Origin of the sequence: Aliiglaciecola sp. NS0011-25 (assembly GCF_040370605.1) — a bacterium.
Taxonomy (GTDB): domain Bacteria; phylum Pseudomonadota; class Gammaproteobacteria; order Enterobacterales; family Alteromonadaceae; genus Aliiglaciecola; species Aliiglaciecola lipolytica_A.
This window is the reverse complement of sequence record NZ_BAABWR010000020.1, coordinates 32,441-52,594: the sequence shown is the minus strand read 5'-3', so window position 1 is coordinate 52,594 and position 20,154 is coordinate 32,441. Positions and strand designations below refer to the sequence as shown.

17 protein-coding genes are annotated in these 20,154 nt (G+C 40.1%); 11 read left to right on the top strand and 6 right to left on the bottom strand.

Annotated features, from left to right (window positions below; translation table 11 throughout):
- Positions 1-39: 39 nt before the first annotated feature.
- A complete protein-coding gene (tyrS, locus tag ABWV72_RS16605) occupies positions 40-1,239 on the bottom strand; it encodes a tyrosine--tRNA ligase (protein ID WP_353371836.1) in 1,200 nt (399 codons plus the stop codon).
- A 212-nt stretch (positions 1,240-1,451) separates the two neighbouring features.
- On the opposite strand from tyrS, the gene ABWV72_RS16600 reads away from it, so the two are divergent.
- Genes ABWV72_RS16600 through ABWV72_RS16590 form a run of 3 tightly spaced genes read left to right on the top strand, consistent with a single transcriptional unit; the run spans position 1,452 to position 4,397 of the window.
- Positions 1,452-2,747 carry a peptidoglycan DD-metalloendopeptidase family protein gene (locus ABWV72_RS16600; protein ID WP_353371834.1) on the top strand — a complete coding sequence of 432 codons (1,296 nt, stop codon included), beginning with the start codon at positions 1,452-1,454 and terminating at the stop codon, positions 2,745-2,747.
- Between the two features lie 13 nt (positions 2,748-2,760).
- Positions 2,761-3,873 (top strand): anhydro-N-acetylmuramic acid kinase, encoded by a 1,113-nt coding sequence (locus ABWV72_RS16595; protein ID WP_353371832.1) that lies wholly within the window; start codon positions 2,761-2,763, stop codon positions 3,871-3,873.
- A gap of 47 nt (positions 3,874-3,920) precedes the next feature.
- Positions 3,921-4,397, top strand: coding sequence for an Lrp/AsnC family transcriptional regulator (locus ABWV72_RS16590; RefSeq protein ID WP_353371830.1), 477 nt, complete (start codon positions 3,921-3,923; stop codon positions 4,395-4,397).
- Between the two features lie 73 nt (positions 4,398-4,470).
- Here the strand turns inward: ABWV72_RS16590 and ABWV72_RS16585 are convergent, their stop codons facing one another.
- The gene (locus ABWV72_RS16585; RefSeq protein ID WP_353371828.1) at positions 4,471-6,261 is read right to left on the bottom strand and encodes a trans-sulfuration enzyme family protein; all 1,791 of its coding nucleotides are present in this window, start codon (positions 6,259-6,261) and stop codon (positions 4,471-4,473) included.
- A 153-nt stretch (positions 6,262-6,414) separates the two neighbouring features.
- Between ABWV72_RS16585 and ABWV72_RS16580 the strand changes: the two genes are divergently transcribed.
- The 4 genes from ABWV72_RS16580 to ABWV72_RS16565 all read left to right on the top strand — a co-directional run bounded on the left by ABWV72_RS16580 (position 6,415) and on the right by ABWV72_RS16565 (position 9,578).
- Positions 6,415-7,350: a D-2-hydroxyacid dehydrogenase gene (locus ABWV72_RS16580; RefSeq protein WP_353371826.1), complete on the top strand. Its 936-nt coding sequence runs from the start codon at positions 6,415-6,417 to the stop codon at positions 7,348-7,350.
- Positions 7,351-7,520: 170 nt separating this feature from the next.
- The gene (locus ABWV72_RS16575) at positions 7,521-8,507 is read left to right on the top strand and encodes a GGDEF domain-containing protein (RefSeq protein ID WP_353371824.1); all 987 of its coding nucleotides are present in this window, start codon (positions 7,521-7,523) and stop codon (positions 8,505-8,507) included.
- A gap of 153 nt (positions 8,508-8,660) precedes the next feature.
- Entirely contained in the window at positions 8,661-8,873 is a 213-nt protein-coding gene (locus ABWV72_RS16570) for a hypothetical protein (protein ID WP_353371822.1), read from the top strand.
- Between the two features lie 324 nt (positions 8,874-9,197).
- Positions 9,198-9,578 carry a DUF2750 domain-containing protein gene (locus ABWV72_RS16565; protein WP_216049696.1) on the top strand — a complete coding sequence of 127 codons (381 nt, stop codon included), beginning with the start codon at positions 9,198-9,200 and terminating at the stop codon, positions 9,576-9,578.
- Positions 9,579-9,670: 92 nt separating this feature from the next.
- Here ABWV72_RS16565 and ABWV72_RS16560 read toward each other — a convergent pair whose 3' ends face one another.
- From ABWV72_RS16560 to ABWV72_RS16545, 4 genes are all read right to left on the bottom strand, one after another.
- Positions 9,671-12,784: an efflux RND transporter permease subunit gene (locus tag ABWV72_RS16560; RefSeq protein ID WP_353371820.1), complete on the bottom strand. Its 3,114-nt coding sequence runs from the start codon at positions 12,782-12,784 to the stop codon at positions 9,671-9,673.
- Positions 12,785-12,798: 14 nt separating this feature from the next.
- Positions 12,799-13,884: an efflux RND transporter periplasmic adaptor subunit gene (locus ABWV72_RS16555; RefSeq protein WP_353371818.1), complete on the bottom strand. Its 1,086-nt coding sequence runs from the start codon at positions 13,882-13,884 to the stop codon at positions 12,799-12,801.
- Positions 13,885-14,104: 220 nt separating this feature from the next.
- Positions 14,105-14,449, bottom strand: coding sequence for an iron-sulfur cluster insertion protein ErpA (gene erpA, locus ABWV72_RS16550; protein WP_216049693.1), 345 nt, complete (start codon positions 14,447-14,449; stop codon positions 14,105-14,107).
- 78 nt (positions 14,450-14,527) lie between these two features.
- Positions 14,528-15,244 (bottom strand): DUF6776 family protein, encoded by a 717-nt coding sequence (locus ABWV72_RS16545; protein WP_353371816.1) that lies wholly within the window; start codon positions 15,242-15,244, stop codon positions 14,528-14,530.
- Positions 15,245-15,377: 133 nt separating this feature from the next.
- On the opposite strand from ABWV72_RS16545, the gene ABWV72_RS16540 reads away from it, so the two are divergent.
- From ABWV72_RS16540 to ABWV72_RS16525, 4 genes are all read left to right on the top strand, one after another.
- Positions 15,378-17,054 carry a chloride channel protein gene (locus ABWV72_RS16540; RefSeq protein WP_353371814.1) on the top strand — a complete coding sequence of 559 codons (1,677 nt, stop codon included), beginning with the start codon at positions 15,378-15,380 and terminating at the stop codon, positions 17,052-17,054.
- 20 nt (positions 17,055-17,074) lie between these two features.
- Positions 17,075-17,503: a CopD family protein gene (locus ABWV72_RS16535; protein WP_216049690.1), complete on the top strand. Its 429-nt coding sequence runs from the start codon at positions 17,075-17,077 to the stop codon at positions 17,501-17,503.
- Between the two features lie 97 nt (positions 17,504-17,600).
- The gene (locus ABWV72_RS16530) at positions 17,601-17,783 is read left to right on the top strand and encodes a hypothetical protein (protein ID WP_216049689.1); all 183 of its coding nucleotides are present in this window, start codon (positions 17,601-17,603) and stop codon (positions 17,781-17,783) included.
- 221 nt (positions 17,784-18,004) lie between these two features.
- Positions 18,005-20,038 carry an alpha/beta hydrolase family protein gene (locus tag ABWV72_RS16525; RefSeq protein ID WP_353371811.1) on the top strand — a complete coding sequence of 678 codons (2,034 nt, stop codon included), beginning with the start codon at positions 18,005-18,007 and terminating at the stop codon, positions 20,036-20,038.
- The last annotated feature ends 116 nt before the right edge of the window (positions 20,039-20,154 follow it).

Genomic DNA, 20,154 nt, shown 5'->3' with positions numbered 1-20,154 from the left:
TTATTCGAAATCCAGCATAGTTGTTAAACTTGCTAAGGATTAGCCCAGTTTTATTTTCGCAAATTTACGTTTACCAACTTGATAAACCGCTTCGCTACTATTGGCGATTAGCAAACGTGTATCTTCGACCTTTTCACCGTCTATTTTTACTGCGCCTTGTTTTATCATGCGCATTGCTTCTGAAGTTGAGCCAACCAAGTTTGCTTCTTTTAATAGGTTAGCAATAGGCATTCCTTCACCTTCTTGAGCGACTTCTATTTCAGGAATATCATCGGGAATCGCATTTTTTTGAAAACGTTGGATGAAATCCTGATGAGCACCTTCAGCGGCCTGCTCTGAGTGAAAACGCGCAATGATTTCTTTTGCTAATTCAATTTTAATATCTCGAGGATTTGCGCCATTTTCCACAGTTTGTTTAAGTTGGGTTATTTCCTCAATCGGTCTGAAGCTAAGTAAGTCAAAATAGCGCCACATCAGTTCATCAGAAATAGACATTATCTTACCGAACATTTCATTCGGTGCATCGGTTATACCAATATAATTACCCAAAGACTTAGACATTTTCTGAACGGCATCTAGACCTTCTAAAAGCGGCATCATTAGTACAGTTTGTTGTGACTGGCCTTCGGCTTTTTGTAGTTCCCGACCCATCAACAAATTAAATCGTTGATCAGTACCACCTAATTCCACATCCGCTTCCAGCGCCACTGAGTCCCAACCTTGAACCAATGGATATAGAAATTCATGAATTGCGATAGCTTGGCCATTATTATAACGCTTTTTAAAATCGTCTCTTTCCAACATACGAGCTACGGTTTGTCTAGCGGCCAGTTTGATCAAACCTGCTGCGCCAAGATTATCCATCCACTCTGAATTAAAACGAACCGTGGTCTTTTCAGGATCAAGAATTTTAAACACTTGCTCTTTATAGGTTTCGGCGTTCGCAATAATATCTTCACGGCTCAACGGCTTCCTGGTTACATTTTTTCCCGTAGGGTCTCCAATCATGCCTGTAAAGTCACCAATCAAAAATATGATTTCGTGCCCAAGAGACTGAAAAGTGCGCAGTTTATTAATTAATACGGTGTGCCCTAGGTGCAAATCCGGTGCAGTGGGATCAAAGCCAGCTTTGATTTTTAAAGGTTTACCTTCTTTTAACTTGGCAATGAGTTCTTCTTCGATCAAAATTTCGTCCGCGCCGCGCTTAATCTCACGAATTGCGTCCTGCCAATTTGTCATTTTGCTACCTCAATTTTCACACATTAGTTTTTTATCAGCCGCGCATTTTACCCATGCAGAGTCGATTGTGAAAGGAATTCTGTATATTTTTATATAATCATGTATCCTGTAACATGCTCACTTAACTGGTTATTATTTAACCTAAAACTAGAAAATTAACTAAAATCGTTATATTCTAAACTTTGCTAACTAATTCAGAGATTTTCGTTACAGTGGTACAAAGAACTTTAAAACGCTTACCAACCAAACACAAAGCCTTATTATCTGGCTTTGCGTTATTTTTCTTACTCTTGTTGTTCATCCCGACTGAATCCGCTAAAGCATCTAAAAACAGTCAAATATTAGAAGTTGGTAAAAGGTACGAAGTACCACTTACCATCAACTCTCAACAACAATTAACAGAAGCGTTGGATGAAGAACCTTTACAGTGGCAATCTTTCACTGTTGCTAAAGGTGATAACTTGGCCAAGATATTTAAGCGCGCCAAGCTTACTCCGCAGGAAACCTACTATGTTAGTAATGCCGGCGATGACGCAAAAAAATTACTCAAAATTCGACCTGGTCAAAGTATACAATTATTAATTGATGACCAAGGAAAATTAGAATCGTTAAGTTATGAGCTATCTTCAACTCAAACCTTACATATCAAACGTCGGGAACAGAATAGTTTTGCTAGTAATATCGAAACTAAACAGTTGGATACCCGTTTTAACTATGCCCAAGGCGAAATAGAAAATAATTTCTGGAATGCTGCCGTAAAAGCTAATTTATCAGAAAAGCACATTATGAGCTTAGCGGGTATTTTCGGTTGGGATATCGACTTCGCATTGGGATTACGTGAAGGTGATAGTTTTAATGTGGTATTTGAAGAACACTTTATCGACGGTGAATTTGTTGAAAGTGGTAAAATAGTTGCAACTGAGTTTATCAACCAAGGTCAGTCATTTACCGCAATACTATATGATGACGGCAATTATTACACACCGGAAGGACGCAGCATGCGCAAAAGCTTTTTGCGTGCTCCAGTGAACTTCAAATACATCAGTTCAAGTTTTAAGAAAAGACGTTTTCATCCGGTTCAAAAACGCTGGAAAGCTCATAGAGGGGTTGATTACGCAGCTAATACGGGAACGCCAGTCATTGCAGCGGGTGATGGTAAAGTTATTCGTTCAACCTATGATAAATACAACGGTAATCATGTGTTTATCCAGCACGGTGAAAAATATGTAACTAAATACTTACATTTTTCTAAGCGAGCTGTGAAAAGTGGCCAAACTGTTAAACAAGGACAGGTTATTGGTTATGTAGGTTCAACAGGATTAGCCTCAGGTCCGCACTTGCATTATGAATTTCTAGTCGATGGAGTCCATAGAAATCCACGAACAGTGACGTTGCCTAAAGCTCAGCCGATAGCAAAATCTGAAGCGCCTCTATTTGCAAAAATTGCAGAACAACGAGTGAATCAACTTAACAATACAAAACGAATTATGCTTGCAATGAACCGTTAGCATTAGGAGCATTATGTCAAACCTTTATGTAGGCTTGATGTCTGGCACCAGTATGGATGGTGTTGATGTGGCGATTGTAGATTTTTCCAAAATTAAACCCTCTATCATAGATTGTAAAACCTATGACTACCCTCCTGCTTTAGTGCGCACATTGAATTCCTTGTGCGCCTCCTCGGGCAATGAGCTAGTGGCTATGGGACATGCTGATCGCGAAGTTGCAGAAGTCTTCGCCCACGCTGTTAATGACATTCTATTGAAGAATGAAATATCAGCATCCAAAGTCGCCGCAATTGGTTCCCACGGACAAACAATTCGACACCACCCATGTGGTAACAATGGCTTTACCCTACAAATTGGTGATCCGAATACCATAGCAGTATTAACGGGTATTGATGTAATTGCAGATTTTAGGCGTAAAGACATCGCTTTAGGCGGCCAAGGAGCGCCATTAACACCAGTTTTTCACCAAGCGATATTCCGTCACTCACATCATTCAAGAGTGATCCTAAATATTGGTGGTATTGCTAATATCACTCATATTCCTAGTGATGCTCAACAATCAGTCTTAGGTTTTGATACTGGTCCAGGAAACACGCTAATGGATGCTTGGTGTCAAAAACATCTCAGCCTACCTTACGATGCTAATGGTGCTTGGGCGGCCAAAGGAAGTCACGACGCGCAACTTTTAAAGAAGCTACTTAATGAGCCTTTTTTCACTTTACCGGCACCCAAAAGCACTGGCAGGGAATTATTCCATTTAGCTTGGTTAGAGCAACACCTTGCGGATTATCCCAAAAGCGTTTCCAAAGAAAGCGTGCAAACCACACTTGCCATGTTGACCGCTTGCTCAATAGCGCAACAAATCAACCAACTCGAGGATGTTGAAGAAGTCTTTGTCTGTGGGGGTGGTGCGAGCAATGATTTTTTGATGGAATGTTTAGAAAACGAACTTGTTGAGTGCGACCTGCGGACAACAGATGACCTTGGAGTTTCCCCCGACAGCGTTGAAGCGATTGCGTTTGCTTGGTTAGCCTATGCATTTAATCTAGACATGCCAGGGAATTTACCTTCAGTAACCGGTGCTAGTCGCCCAGCGGTATTAGGCGCTTATTTTCCCGCTCATTAGGTTAGTAAAAATGCATAAACACCCCTTAACTAAATTGAAAATATAACGTGAAAAATCCACAACGAGCGCTAGATAAAATAGACTTAGAGATCTTAGCAACCATGTATGCAGATCCCAGTTTAACTAATAAGGACATCGCCGCGAAAGTTAAGCTAGCCCCCTCTTCAAGCCTGGAAAGAGTTAAAAAATTACAGTCCGATGGCATTATCGAAAACTTGAGTATGCAAGTTAACTTGAACGCCCTAGGAGGGCATATTCAAGCAATGATTTCAGTACGCTTAAAGGATCACAATCGTGCAACAGTAGACAACTTTCAAACATCACTGTTACCAATGGCCGAAGTGTTAAATATATTTCATATGGGCGGTGAAAATGACTTTTTTGTACATGTGGCAGTAACTGACTCTATTCATCTCAGAGACTTCGTGTTCAATGCAATTACCGCCCGCAAAGAAGTTAGCCATGTGGAAACTGCGCTGGTATACGAGCATCAAATAAGCCACACCCTTCCTAACTTCAAATAGCGAAAAGAAACACCGTTTAAAGCGTTACGATTTGCGCATTAAAAACAACCTTAGTGTATGCATATTTGGGCATTTATTGATGTACTAACCCATGCATTTTAGGTCCTGAACCATAATGTTGCCGACAAACTTGCATACATATTTCCATATGCAAATTATCAATTTCTTCTAGGCTCATAAATTGCTGACTAAAATTCGCAATACAGGGATCAATATGCAATTTTGCACTATTGATTAAATGAGCCATTAACTGTTTAACGTTATCGGTTCCCATTGCAATACGCATGGTAGTAGGATGAATCCCAGCTTTTTGTTGTTCTGCAGTTGATAGCTCTGAGTGTGAGGTTAAAGCTGGACATAAAATAATCGTATTATTTTGTCCAATACTTACCTGATGACTAAACGCTGGTTCCAATGCGTCAAAGAAGCGAACAAATGCCTCTCGGGTTAACCCCGCCTTTTCAAGATCGATGGTGAATAATGCACAGGGCCAACCATGTCGCATTTGGTTCTTTCGTAATGCAGCATTGGGGTGATTAGGTAATGCGTGACTATTTACATTAAATAAAGGATGGGCCTCTAAAAAACGACTAAATACTTGAGTATTTATTACCTTATTCATAATTCGCTGCTCTAGTGTTTTCATGCCACTTAAGACATCAAACGCTTTTTCCGAATCAAGAAAAGCCCCTTTAATGTAATATACATCCCAAAACATTGTGCGCGACCAATCAAACCCATTAACACCGCTTCCCTTGGGTTGAAACATTCGAAACCCCTCACCTATTACCACACCAGCTGTAGTTGCTCCGGTTCCACATATGTCCTTGGTATAACTGTGTACGACATAATCTGGTCTTTTAGATTTATCTTTTTGCTGCAATGGCTGATGTAAAATGGGCGTAGCCAAGGTTGCATCTAGCATTACTAAATGATTTTCCCTATGGGCAATTTCGCAGATGCCTGCCACATCCAGTACGTAACCATGAGGGTTACATGGTGATTCCAAATACACATGTAGGTTTTGTGTTTTTAAGCTAGTTTTATGTTTGCTTTTAACCTGCTTAATAAAATCGGAAAACTCTTCTGCACTGTAACCATCAAACCACTCTAAGTGAATATTCATTCTATTTTCACGGGCAAAATAGTCGTGTAAAAGCTGGTAAACACCGCCATATACATTGCGTGAAACAATTAATATGTCCGAGTGGGAAAGTACGTTTGAAAGTAAAGCGTCAATCGCAGCCATGCCGGAGTTGAAATTCCATGCCAAGTAATCAGCTGAATAAGGTCCTGCTTCTAAATCAACAATCGCATTAGCTAAAGAGATGTTGGTAGGATTGAGTAGTCTTGAGTATATTTGGTGAGTAAATTCTTTACCATGAAAAGCATCATCGACCCATTCAGTGCACGCGTAAACGTAAGTTGCAGTCCGCACAATCACAGGTGTAGCAGAAAATAATGCTGGAATATTGTCAAACAATGGGTAGTGACTTTTAGACACCTGTGAACCAGATTGTTGCGTCATGCTCTGATAAGTTGCCCTAAAAGGGTTCTGCAGCGTATCGAGTATTTTCGCAATTTGAAATGAAAGAAACTTCTTCGCATTAAAATAAGCCAACTTGTTTTCTTTGCTTAAACCATCCAAAGTCTCATTGGTTATCGTCCAAAGCCTATTAACATCAAGTTGGGCTAAGTAAAGATGTTTGGCTGTAGCAAACAATGCTTTACCATACTCAGAGTGAGGCTCAATTCCAAAATGTGCCAACTGCTCTTGTGCAAGTTCATCAATACTAACAGCCTCTGTAGTATTACGTCTTGGAGAAAGTAATTTAGCTTGGTTTACTTGTTGCTCATTTTCCATAAGATGACCTGCATTCAGTTGTTACAAAAATGTATAATATTTTGCTGAAATCAATATTAAGCAATTAAATAAGAAATTTTAAACAATATTACGAATATAATTTCGATAGATTCGAAAAAAATAGGAAAGTTAAGTTTACTATGCGACAACTAAATGATTAATTTATTGATCAGTAGCAAAGATGCAATTGACTATGTAGAGCTTATTGAACGAGCTAAAATAGCTGATCTCAGTATTCAAATTTGCCCCAAAGATCCAGCCTTAATTTCCGATGCTCACACTATTGATGTAGTGCTAGGCGAGCCTAATCTGTGTGTTGATGTTTTACCCCATTGCCCAAACGTGAAGTGGGTTCAATCGACTTGGGCAGGCATTAAACCGTTTTTTGATTCTGCTCCCCACGATTTTAAATTGACTGGTGTAAAAGATATTTTTGGGCCGCAAATGCGTGAATATGTGTTCAGCTATTTGCTGCATTTCGCAAGAAAAATTCAAACTTTTAAAGACTTGCAGACAAATCGAAATTGGTCCCAACCCCTTTGTGCTCCATTACAGGGGAAAACCATTGGTATTCTGGGTATGGGTTCAATCGGTACAGAAATAGCGAAAACTGCTAAACATTTCGGTATGCACGTCATCGGTATTGCACTAAACACTCGACAATCGGATTTTGTAGATAAATTTTATCAACTTGAGCAGCTTCAAGAATTTGCCCATTCATTAAACTACCTCGTTGTACTGTTACCGCATACGGATAAAACTGAAAACTTAATAGACAAAGGGTTTCTGTCATTATTAAACCACCAATGCATATTAATAAACGCAGGTCGAGGCCAAGTTATTGATGAAAATGCGCTACTTCATGCGCTTTCTCATAATCAATTACAGGCCGCGGTTTTAGACGTTTTTATTAACGAACCTTTAGCTGAAGATCATCCGTTTTGGGGTTTAGACAACCTCTATATCACCCAGCATACTGCAGCGATTTCTAAACCTGACGAAATAGCTAAAATCTTTTTGCAAAATTTGCGCTTATTTAATCGAAACGAAAAACTAATAAATTTAATCGATTGGCAAAAAGGCTACTAATCACTCAATTGTTCAGTTGTTTCCGGTAAAATTACAATTTCCGGTGGTTATTAAAGATGACTATATTAGTGTAAATAATCATAAGTGGCCTCCTTATACTTTGATATGCTGTATTAATCATATACAGAGAATTATTAAGTGCTTTAAGCATCACGGAGGATGCAGAAATTATGATTACTCATTCTGCCCCCATAAAAAAGCGTAGTGCTGAAGAAAGCATTATCCTTACTCTCAGCGGCGCAAGTACGATCGGCGTACTGCCTTTTGCTATCTATCGAATCATGGAACAAGATTGGGCTGTCGCTTGCTTAGATCTATTTGCGGTATTCGCAATAGGTTCGCTTTTTGTTTATGTTTACCGAACTCATCAGACCTTGATACCTGGTCGCATACTTGCTTTTGTTGCCATGTTTGTTGTGTTTGTAACAATATTGCTCAAAGGTATCAGTCAATTGATGTGGATTTTTCCAGCATTGACCGCCATATTTTTCTTATTACCTGCAAACATGGCTGCGATATACAGCTTGGTGATTTTACTCTCTATCGGATATGTACTGCGCGAACAACTCACTGTATTTTTGGCTTTAGAATTCTACGTAACCGCAATAGCGACTTTACTCTTTAGTTATGCATTTGCAGATCGCATGCGCAAACAGCAACAACAATTGACCGAGCTGGCCACTAGCGATCCGTTAACCGGAGCCGGCAATCGACGAGCAATGGAACAAAAATTATTAGATGTGATTGCCTTTCAAAGAAGAGAACAGAGCTTGCCTGTTTCCCTTATATTGATGGATTTGGATAACTTCAAAAAGGTCAATGATGCTTATGGTCATGCTAAAGGCGATGATATTTTAAAGGTATTTGTGGAAACCATAAAAAAGCGCATTCGCTCTACTGATAAATTGTATCGGTTCGGTGGAGAAGAGTTCGTGATTATTGCCGAAAACACCCCTCTCAAAGATGCGATGAAACTTGCCGAACAGTTTCGCTTTGCAATTGAAAATGAAGGTTGGTTAGCTAAACACAATATTACAATTTCAGTAGGCACAGCCAAATACGAACCTCACGAAACGGCTTTTGAATGGTTAGGTCGTGCCGATCGAGCGATGTACCAAGCAAAGGATTTGGGCCGAAATAATTGCTGCGTCGCATAAAAACAATCGATTGGGATTAGTTTGTGGGATAGTTTAAAATAGATTTTTCTTCCACTCGTTTACCTCATCTAATTAACCGTTAGTTATTGCACATGGCACTCAATAAGATCAAAATGTCACATCTTCTCATTTACGATTAATAAAGATAATTTCATGGCTCCTCCACCGGAAAGTAAACCCAACTTCATCACAAAGTATCTAAATAAGATGGAATTATTTGGCTGGTTATTGTGTGCATCCTCAATGTTGACCATAGTATTTGCTAAAGAACTCAATCCACAAATACTGCCATTTGCTTGGATAGGCGCAATTTTTGGTGCCGGCATCATTGGCTGGGGTGCTGGTCAAAAACACAAAAGAAAATAAGCCGCATCAGCAACTTTTTAGTTAGTACTTACTACCCATATGCATTCATATTATTTAAGCATTGACGAAATATCAATTGCGCTAAAATTTGTACACTCCAGAATGACAATGAAAATAATCGCCACTTTGTTCTAGACTATCAATAATGCAAACTCAGAATTCCGTTGCTAAATACTAGTATCTCCATGGGTTTTAGTGATATAAGTCTGTGCGTATTCATATGCGCTATTTAATCCATAGTTTCTCAACTAGGTGTTTCGATTTTTTAACATCAATATTGGATTTATCTTGTACCTAACTTCTGCTTCTTATAAGGAAACATTTATGCCTTCGCAACTTAACGATGTTATTCAAATGTCCCCAGAAAAACGGCATGCCTACTTGTTAACTCAAGTAACAATTAACCAAAAAATTTGGATCCTCACTGACGAGCATGGTTGCGTTATGCTTAATAGTGAAGATGAGGACTGCGTACCAGTTTGGCCTTCTGAAGAATTTGCTGAATATTGGGCAACGGGTGATTGGGCACAATGCACACCTAAAGCGATTCCATTGCAAGATTGGTTCGAGCGCTGGACTGGCGGTCTAGAGGAAGACGGGGTAAATATTGCGGTTTTTCCAAACCCAGATGAAGAGGGTATTGTTGTTTTTCCAGATGTTTTTGATTCCGAATTAAAACAAAGAAGCCAGTCTAAATTAAACTAACGTTAGCTTTGACAAAACCTAGCATAAGGGTGAGGCGTAAGGCCTCACTCTCAATAAACTATCTCAGCAAATTCGCGATTCCCAAATAATGATTATTCAGTTGCAGTGTGTAGTTTGGGTAAATATGCTCTTAGATTATCTTTAAACGCCAACATACATGGTGTTAGTACGAGTGTTAACACTGTCGCAAAAGCTAATCCACCAGCCACTGCCGTAGCTAACTGAGACCAATATTCAGTAGATGGACCACCAATATCAACATTGCGTCCTATGAAGTCGATATTAACGCCTATTACCATAGGTAATAACCCAAGAATGGTCGTCACCGTAGTCATCATTACGGGTCTTAAACGTTGTGCACCTGTGCGCAATATTGCTTCGGTTGTTGTCAACCCTTCACCTTTTAATATGTTATAGGTATCAATCAACACAATATTATTATTCACCACAATACCGGCTAGGGCGATTACACCTACTCCAGACATGACTATGCCGAAGGGCTTCTGGAAAATAAGCAGACCAAGTACAACACCTACAATAGAAAACATGACCGCACTCAGAATTAAGAAAGCTTGGTAGAAACTATTAAACTGCGTCACTAAAATAATAGCCATAACAAACAAAGCTATCAAAAATGCATTGAGCAAGAATGCTTGGGACTCTTCTTGTTGCTCATTTTGGCCTTTAATTGTGATCTCTACTCTGGGATCTATATTCAACTTAGGTAGCTGCTCCCGTAGCTCAGGCAGAGCAATGCTTAATAACTCGCCAGGTACCATATTCGCTTCAACTTGCAACACACGTTTGCTATCCACATGACGAATTAAATCGGTTTTCAATTGGGCAGTGCGTTCTACAAAATTACTTATGGGTACCAGACCATTTGCTGTTTTTAGTCTCAATTCATCAAGCTTACCAATGTACCTGTCAGTGCGCGGAAATCTAACCCGAATATCTAATTCATCATCCACGTCATCTGGTCGATATTCCCCGATTCGTAAGCCTGTCGTCACAAATTGTACCGTGTTACCCACTAAGGTAGCATCAGCGCCAAACCTTGCAGCATCACTTCTATTAACTTTCAACTGCCACTCAATACCGGGCTTTGACGCAGTGTCACCGATAGACGTAAATTTCGAGTTCGCATCTAACGCCTTACGAATTTTTAATGCCGCATCATTCAATAATTCGGGGTATCGAGAAGATATTTCAATTTGTAAATCTTTACCAGACTGAGGCCCTTCTTGGTCAGGTGCGACTTCTATGTCGAGCCCAGGCATATCTCCAATTCGTTTTTCTACGTCAATTAAAACCTCATCTGAGTGGGCTCGTAAATGCCAGTCGAGAAGGTTCAACCGCAGCGTCCCAATTTGATCTTGACCACCAGAACGAGAATACAAAGTATCAATTTCAGGCATATCAATTAACTTTGCTTCCACTTCTTTGATGATATTGTCTTTTTCGTAAACCGAATAATCACCGGTAGATCTCACTGTGATGTTCACGCCTTGACTATCGGCCTTTGGAAAAAACTCCACGCCTAAGCCTGATGAAATATATAAAGTAAAAATCACTAGACCAAAAACAACAGCAATTGATAAACTTTTTAAAGGGTGAGCAATGGCCTTTGATAAAAATCGAATGTAACCACCGGTGTATCCATCAAGTGCAAGCAGATCGCCGTGTTCAGCTTGTTCAAGTTGTTGTCTGGTTTTCTCACTGATATATCGAGGTTTACCAAAAGCGGCTCCTAAAGTTGGTACAAATACCAATGCCATTAACAGTGATGCGGTTAATACTGCTATCAGGGTAAAAGGTAAGTACTTCATGAACTCACCCATAATACCCGGCCAGAACATTAACGGAGCAAACGCGGCTAACGTCGTAGCGGTAGAGGCGATTATTGGCCATGCCATGCGCAGAGCTGCGTTTTTGTAAGCACTTTTCTTGTCTTGACCTTCGCTCATGCACCTATCGGCATATTCTGTCACCACTATGGCACCATCGACCAACATACCAACAGCCATAATTAGAGAAAACAAAACCACCATGTTCAAGGTATAGCCAAACAAGGAAATAACCAAAATACCGGTTAGAAAAGAACCTGGTATAGACACGCCCACCAAAAACGCGGTGCGCACGCCTAATATAGCAACTATTACTATAGCCACTAAGACTACTGCACTGGTGACATTATTCTGTAGGTCACCGAGCATCGTATTTATGTTTATTGACTGGTCGCCTGTGTATGTAACATTCACACTATTCGGCCAAATTGAAGACCCTTTGGCTTGCTCCACAAAGGCTTTTACTTTTTCCACGGTAATCAGCAAGTTCTCACCCGGACGTTTTTTTATTTCAAGCGACACTGAGGGATGAGAATCTAAACGAGCAAAGCCTGCCGGATCTTTATAAGAACGGCGCACCTGAGCTACATCTTCAAAGGTGATCACTCTGTCACCATCAACTTTTATTGGCTGTTCCAATACGTCTTTAACCGTTTCAAAAACCGACGGAACTTTAACCGCGAAGCTACCAACTCCGGTATCCATAGTACCCGCAGGTACCAATCGGTTGTTGCGAGATAAGAGGGTTAAAATTTCACTTTGATCAAGCCTGTAAGACTCCAACAACAAGGGATCGACAATAATTTCCACTAAGTCTTCACGGTCACCACCAATGTCCACCTCAAGCACTTCAGACAGTCCTTCAAGTCCATTTTGTAGTTCTCGGGCGGTGGTTATCAGTGCTCTTTCAGAAACAGGGCCAGACAGCACCACCGTCAAAACGGCCTGCTGCCCCGCCATTGTAATTTCGTGAATCGTTGGCTCTTCTGTCTCTTCTGGGAGTTTCGCGCGAGCCACTGTAACTTTATCGCGCACATCTGCTAACGCTTCTTTGGAATCAAAACCAGCAACAAATTCCATAGTAATACTGGCGAAGCCCTCGCCTGCTGTTGCTTTCATTTCTTTTAAGCCGTCAATGGAGCGTAATTCCCTTTCCATTGGTTTGACGAGCATTCGCTCAGCGTCTTCCGGCGCAATGCCATCATGGACAATCGAAACATAGATGAAGGGAATAGGTACATCAGGATTTGATTCTTTGGGAATATTTAAATAGGTTACTGCACCAGAGACCAGCAAGAGTACAAAAATCATTAATACTGTGCGCGTGTGGTCGATGGAAGCGGATATAATATTTTTCATAGGAAATAATACTGCTATTTTTCAGACATTGAGTCGTCAACAATTTCTACTTTATCGCCATCACGAACAAATCCTTGCCCTCGGGTAATAATGCGCGCTTTTTCACCTAATCCTGATAGCCAGACACCTTCACTGTCACTCTTAACAATATCGATTGGCACAAACTTAACAATGTCACCTTCAACGGTTTTAACACCTAAATTACCTTGTTCGTCCAAAGCCATCACCGCTGGCGTAATCTTAATTGCCCAATCTTGTTGCAGTGGTATTTTTAATTCTGTGCTCATTCCTGCCAACAATGCACCGGTTGGATTAGCCACTTCAACTTCTAAGTTAAATGTATTGGTACCGGTATTTGAAATACTGGAGATATAACGAATTTTCCCTGAAGCAGTCTGCCCTGTAGTAAGTCTGCCACTTGCCTGCTGACCAAGGTGAATTTTTTGAATCCAGTTTTCAGTCACATCTGCGGAAATAACCAAAGGATCTAAATCAACCACAGTAGCAATGGTATCGCCATCTCTGAGTAAATCGCCAATTTCCACTTCACGGGTATTCAGTATTCCATCGAAAGGCGCAACAATAGTGGTTTTAGTTATCGCCAATTCTAGGCGCTCTATTTCTGCTTTTGCCAGCTCTACATTGGCGTCAGCTTGAGCCAAAGCAGATTGCGATTGGAATCCTTTTTTACCCAAAGACTGCGCGGCATCCAGTTCAATTTCTCGCTGTTTTAAAATCGATTCCGCCGAGCGCAAGAGTGCATTAAGATCATTTCCATCAATGCTCAGAATCTTCTGCCCCTGCTTTACCGCCTCTCCTTCCTGCACAAAAATGTCAATGACTTGGCCCTTAATTTCCGAGCGCAAAGTAGCAATTCGGTCCGGTTCAGTGCGACCGTAGACGCTCACTTCGCGACTGACTTGCTGGGCATAGAATGTGTCGACCTTAACTTTGGTCAATGATTCTTCGGCTGACTCTTGTTTGCTTTCGACTTGCTCATTTAGAAGATGTCCAGAGGCAACCCATAAAGATAAAAGTATGAAAATAAACAGCGCTATCCAAGCCGGTTGGCGTCGAATTTTAGTTAGAACATTTGACATTTTATCTCCTAGTCCGATAGAACCAACGTTACTACTGCTAAACTGATACTGCCAACTTTAAATCGTATCGAAATGTGAACGACTAGGAGTGACATTCTAATACTCAGTTTATGAACGAATAAAATCACCTATGAATACGTTAAATAAGCAACAAAAGTTTTTGAACAGACACAAAAAAGCCAGCTTGAACGCCGGCTTATTGTAGTTATTAGTTGCTTGATTAAACGCTAAAAGAAGAACCACAGCCGCAGGTAGTTGTGGCGTTAGGGTTGTTGACTAAAAATCGAGACCCTTCCAGCCCTTCAACGTAATCCACAGTCCCACCAACCAAATACTGTAGGCTCATAGGATCAACGACCAAGGTGACTTCGTTTTTATCGATAGTCATATCGCCTTCATTTACTTTTTCATCGAACGTAAAACCGTATTGAAACCCAGAGCAACCTCCTCCAGTGACATAGACCCGTAGTTTCAGATTTGGATTCTCTTCCTCTTCTATTAACGTACGAACCTTTGCGGAGGCGGCTTCAGAAAATTCAATTGGCACCGCCATTTCTACCGACATATATTACCTCTACCTTTGCTAACAGGGGAAATACCCTATTTATATGCTAATTATCTAATACCTGAGTAATCTAATCAACTATTCTGTGCTGGTTTGTAAAGTTTCTATATTCCAATCAAAGGTTCTTTCCAATTCGCCGCGTTTACGCTTGAATTGAAAAATTTTAGTTTTCACCAATATTTTCTCAGGTGAAAAGTTTTCTGGCAAGATCATTTCCCCTTGAATAGTTTGGAAGTACTTGAAACTAAAGCTTAATTCAGATGATTCTTGGGTGACAAGTTCGGATAAACTATATTGTTTAGGTTTACCCGCTTCACTGCCAATTATACTTACCTCGATTGAACCTTTTACGACATTTTTAATTTTGTCTTGCTGCATTAACACCAGTTCAAACCAATATGCTCGGTCACTGAGGGACTTTTTAATTTCGAATGCCTCAATCACAAAACCATCTTGCTCCAATTCAGGGGCCATGACTCTTTGATAAAATTGGATTTCTTCTTTAAGTTTAGCTTCATTAGCTAACCCTTGCTCAAGCATCTGCTGGGATTTTTTAACCGCCAATCTTTGTACTTCCAACTCTACGCCAAGAATATTTAACTGTTTAGTTAAACGTTGATTATCAAGTGATAGGTTTTCCATTGTATGTTCAAGGGTGCTGATTTTTGCATTTTGGCTTTCAAAGTGCGAATTGCCGTACATAAATGCAAAATATGCCGTGCAAATAAACAAAATCAGCAAAACTGTATAAAATTTAAATGCACTCCACGTTTTACGAATTTCATCAGGTATCACTACGTATTTTTCCTAAAATAATTTTATCATTGTTTACAAGCACTTGTGGTAAGCTAAATTTGGCCTAAGGGTGCAACGGAAAATCAATACAGAACACCATTATTACCCATTGAAAGTATAAGCCCAACAGATAATGACATTAAAATCTTTCAGACAGGAATTAGCGAATCCTCGCACATCAATTCAACTATGTATATTAGGCATAGTGGGTGGGATGAGTGCTGCATCTTTAATTATTGTATTTCGACTCTGTGTTGAGTGGATACAGTTATCTTTTTTAGAAGAATTAAACCGCTATTCTGACTTAACGCCAATCGCACGTTTTGCATTGCCTATAGCTGGCGCCCTGCTGATTATCTTGTTTGCCTTTCTAACTGGTTTTAAACACTATCGAATGGGGATTCCATTCGTTATTCACAGACTTAAACAACGATACGGACATATTCCTTTTCGCACCACAATTAATCAATTTTTTGGTGGCATGATAGCGTTGGCCAGTGGATTTGTTGTTGGTCGAGAAGGTCCTTCTGTGCATTTAGGAGCGGCTGGCAGCAGTTTCATTGGACACGGTTTAAAATTACCCTATAACAGCATTCGTATTTTATCCGGTTGCGGAATCGCTGCGGGGATATCTGCATCCTTCAACACCCCTTTTGCAGCCGTTATTTTTGTTATGGAAGTGGTACTTCGAGAATACCGTATACATTTATTTATTCCAGTGATGTTAGCCGCGGCTTGCGGTTCATTAATGACGAGGGTGGTGTTTGGCCAAGTCCACGAATTATCCTTTTTATCATTTCAATATATCAACCATTGGCATTATCCGTATTTAGTCATTTTAGGCATTTCTTTAGGCTGCCTTGCCACCCTATTCAATAATCAATTAATGAATGTCATTCGCCTATTTAGACCGGTAAAAATGATTTGGCGAATTTTAATAGCTGCACTGATAACTGCAATATTCGGCTATTTTTTACCTGAATCTCTAAGTGCAAGTTTAGATACCACACACTCGTTCGTAAGTGGTGAGACTACAGGTATGTTAATCGCCATATTAGTTGCCAAATTTATATTAGCTTTGGTGGCAATAGGCTTAGGTGTTCCCGGCGGGCTTATTGGTCCGGTATATGTTATTGGTATGCTGGCTGGCGCGGTGTTAGCTATTCCTTTGGGTTTCGTTTTATCTGAAAGTATTGATTACAATAATAGTTTTGCTTTACTGGGTATCGCAGGCATGCTCACCGCAGTATTACATGCACCACTTGCGGCCTTATCTTCAATTATGGAATTGTCTTACAACGCCGACGTAATTTTACCCGCTATGCTGGTCATAGTGCCCGCTTATGTCACATCTACACAGCTATTCGGAAATCGTTCTATATTTATCCGTCAGCTGGAATATCAAAAACTGTCTTTCACGATATCTCCAATTCGTGAAGCATTACAGAAAACCGGTGTGTTGGCGGTCATGGATACCGAATACAAACTATTTATTGATGCGCCAGATAAACACATAATGGAATTTTTAGACACATCACCGAATCATCCTGTTGTGCTGCGGTCTTCTTTTGAAATTGACGTGCAGTATTCACTGGTACAGTACGAATTAAGTTTAAATCACAATAGTGCACCATTGGCATATTTCGATATGGAAGGTGTGCCTAGCCAATCTACGTTGGCGGAGGTATACGAAATATTGCAAGTGAATAGAGATGGCGCTGTCTACGTATACGAGACAACCCCCTCAAGTATTGTCGGCGTGATTACGTGGAATACGTTACGTAATTATTTACATCAAGAAAAGTTCTAATCAATTTAAGAAGGTAAACAATGTTGTTTTTTTGGATAAAAGCGCTCCACATATTTTTTATGATTGCTTGGATGGCAGGCATTTTCTATTTACCTAGATTATTTGTTTATCACGCGCAAACAAACAACCAAGACGTACGGGATCAGTTTAAAGTAATGGAACGAAAACTATGGTTTTTCGTGACCCCATTTGCGCTCCTTACCCTAATTTTTGGCGTTATCTTAATTTATATGCACGGTAGGGAATGGTTTGCAGTATCAATGTGGCTGCACGTTAAATTAAGCTTAGTAATCTTAGTTTACGCTTATCACGGTTATCTTTATTTGCAGATGAAAAAATTCGCCAAGGATATCATTCCTCATTCTTCGCGCTTTTATCGTTTCTTAAATGAAGCCCCTGTTATAGTGCTTTTTGCAATCGTTGCTCTAGCCGTGTTGAAGGCGTTTTAACCATTAAATAAGTTTAAATTTAAGATTAGATTTGCTTTCAGTTGTATCATTAGCCAATATATAGGTAGGGAAATTTTTTAATCGGGAATAAGACAATATGGATGTCAGCAATCGGCAACTCGCCTTACTTTTAGATAAAACGGATTCCACATTCAAACTACTTCGTGATAACCCAAGTTCAGTTGAATATAGCAACGCTTACGAAGAAGCGAAGCAAGAGCTGGACTGCTATCTAGACAATATCCGCGACTCACTGAAAAAAAAGTACAAAGATTTTTAGGCTCGTAGATAGATTCGAGCACACCATCGAACATACCACCGCATTTCATCTCTCTCTGCCTGTCATGCTGCATACGAATATATACCTATAACAAAATACTATGCATTTTTAATTTACAAAATCCACTATCAACTCCTACAATGTTAACCAAGTTAATATAATGTTAACATTGTTTACATATAATTTTAGGTTCTAAGCTTGAAATAATAATTGGAGTCGATTTGAAACGGTTAGTTATTTTATTCGTAATTTGGTCTTGCGCACTATCTGTTTTCGCAAAAACGCCATTGTCGTTAGAAGATTTAAACCAAATTCGAAAAGTTAAAACAGTCACATTTTCACCGGATGGAAGGCTGACGGCTGTCACCCTGAATTTACCGGATGATAGCTATGATGGTATCGATTTAGTGAGTTTGAGAGAGCTGTACGTGGTTTCCAAGAGAGGAAAAATATCGCCTGTGATTTCCGGCGGAAGACCAATGGGACATGTAAGATGGAGCCCCCAGAGCGACGCGCTATATTTTTTAGCCAAAATGCAAGATGACCAAACAGTTTCCCTTTACCATATCGAAATTGGAGACACTGACCCCATAAAAATTTACAGCGCTGATACTGATATCAAGGGCTTTGATGTTAATGAACAAAATGATGCTGTGATCATTTGGGGTTACTCAACTCCTGATCATCAACAACAGTTATTAAATGATGTTGGATTCAACGCAACCGTATTTGATGAGTCTGCTAGAAACGCGTCTTTATGGCGGCTAAGTTTAGAGAACCCGAGTAAGAAGGCACGCCTACTTTACAATGATAGCCACGTGTTGAGTGCCAAATGGATTCCGCGCTCAGAACAAATATTGCTACATCACTCACCTTCTTCACTTACCGATAATGTGGTAATGGAAAGTTCAATATCGGTATTAAAGCCAAATGGGCAAATGCTGATAACCAATTCTCATCGGGGAAAGGTCGGAGAAATGAGTGTTTCTCCTGACGGAAGTCATTACGCTTTCATCGGTGGAGAAGATCAGTCTGATCCCGCTGAAGGTAGACTTTATCTGAGCCAAGTAGTATCTGAAACCTCTATTGATATATTGCCTGACTTTGATGGACATGTTAGCGCTGTTAATTGGTTTAATTCTTCAACTGTTGGTTTTATTGGCGCTCAAAACCTGACTACTTTCATTGGCAATAAGGACATAGAAGATCTAGCCGGTTCATATCGAGTTCGAGTCAAACATGATGGAAAGATTAGTGCACTGAGTGTTGATAGCAAAGGTTACAACATTGCATACATCGCCGATTCCCCTGAGCATCCTGCCGAGCTGTTTTTAAAAACTAAACACAGTAATAAAAGAATGACCAACTCCAATGTTTGGCTGAAAGATAGAATTTTACCTAAACAAATTGAGGTTTCTTATACTGCCAGAGATGGGACTGTAATCGATGGGATTTTGGTTGAACCAATTGACGATTCAGCCCCCACTTCATCAGCGATTATTTTTGTACATGGAGGTCCAGAAGACCATTTTTCTCTGGGTTGGAATAACCGTTACTCGTATCCCGTTGCATATGCTGCTAGCAAAGGTTTTTATAGTTTCTTACCAAACTACAGAGGATCAACTGGCAAAGGTGTCGCCTTTTCAAAGTTGGGTCAAAAAGATTATGCCGGTGCTGAGTTTAATGATCTGTTAGATGCCCGCACCTTTTTAATCGAAAATTACGGTGTGGATCCGCAAAGAGTAGGTATTACAGGTACATCATACGGCGGCTATGCTGCTGCATGGGCAGCAACCAAACAACATAATTATTTTGCTGCGAGTGTGGCAGGTATGGGTGTATCCAATCAAATTTCCAAATTTGGGACAACTGATATTCCATCAGAAATGCTCAAACAGCATGCCTTAATAGCACCTTGGCAAGACTGGACTTGGTATTTAGAACGAAGCCCAATTTATCACACTCAAAATGCCACAACGCCACTTTTGTTGTTACACGGAAGCCGTGATACCCGAGTATCTGCTAACCAATCTAAAGAGCTTTATCGCTATTTTAAATCCAATGCAGATGCGCCAGTTAGGTTAATACTGTACCCGAATGAAGCCCATGGCTTGGCGTTAGCGCCAGCAAAACTAGATTACAGTATGCGTTTGATGCGCTGGATGGATCATTTTGTAATTCAACAAAATAAGTCGAAACCCAATCAACAACTCCCTCACCCTGATCTGCCGGAACCAGAACTCCAAAGCGAGTGAGCCACATAAAGATCCATTTTCATCAATTTAGCGTATGAATAGCCTAAGCCAGATACACCAGTTAAGTTTACTTGGTGTATTTGGTTTTTCTAACTTCCACATAATGTTATGATGTT

Excerpts from the sequence above, each read along its gene's own strand:
- tyrS (WP_353371836.1), bottom strand. The coding sequence starts at position 1,239 with ATGACAAATTGGCAGGACGCAATTCGTGAGATTAAGCGCGGCGCGGAC.
- ABWV72_RS16595 (WP_353371832.1), top strand. The coding sequence starts at position 2,761 with ATGTCAAACCTTTATGTAGGCTTGATGTCTGGCACCAGTATGGATGGT.
- ABWV72_RS16585 (WP_353371828.1), bottom strand. The coding sequence starts at position 6,261 with ATGGAAAATGAGCAACAAGTAAACCAAGCTAAATTACTTTCTCCAAGA.
- ABWV72_RS16580 (WP_353371826.1), top strand. The coding sequence starts at position 6,415 with ATGATTAATTTATTGATCAGTAGCAAAGATGCAATTGACTATGTAGAG.
- ABWV72_RS16575 (WP_353371824.1), top strand. The coding sequence starts at position 7,521 with ATGATTACTCATTCTGCCCCCATAAAAAAGCGTAGTGCTGAAGAAAGC.
- ABWV72_RS16570 (WP_353371822.1), top strand. The coding sequence starts at position 8,661 with ATGGCTCCTCCACCGGAAAGTAAACCCAACTTCATCACAAAGTATCTA.
- ABWV72_RS16565 (WP_216049696.1), top strand. The coding sequence starts at position 9,198 with ATGCCTTCGCAACTTAACGATGTTATTCAAATGTCCCCAGAAAAACGG.
- ABWV72_RS16560 (WP_353371820.1), bottom strand. The coding sequence starts at position 12,784 with ATGAAAAATATTATATCCGCTTCCATCGACCACACGCGCACAGTATTA.
- ABWV72_RS16555 (WP_353371818.1), bottom strand. The coding sequence starts at position 13,884 with ATGTCAAATGTTCTAACTAAAATTCGACGCCAACCGGCTTGGATAGCG.
- erpA (WP_216049693.1), bottom strand. The coding sequence starts at position 14,449 with ATGTCGGTAGAAATGGCGGTGCCAATTGAATTTTCTGAAGCCGCCTCC.
- ABWV72_RS16540 (WP_353371814.1), top strand. The coding sequence starts at position 15,378 with ATGACATTAAAATCTTTCAGACAGGAATTAGCGAATCCTCGCACATCA.
- ABWV72_RS16535 (WP_216049690.1), top strand. The coding sequence starts at position 17,075 with ATGTTGTTTTTTTGGATAAAAGCGCTCCACATATTTTTTATGATTGCT.
- ABWV72_RS16530 (WP_216049689.1), top strand. The coding sequence starts at position 17,601 with ATGGATGTCAGCAATCGGCAACTCGCCTTACTTTTAGATAAAACGGAT.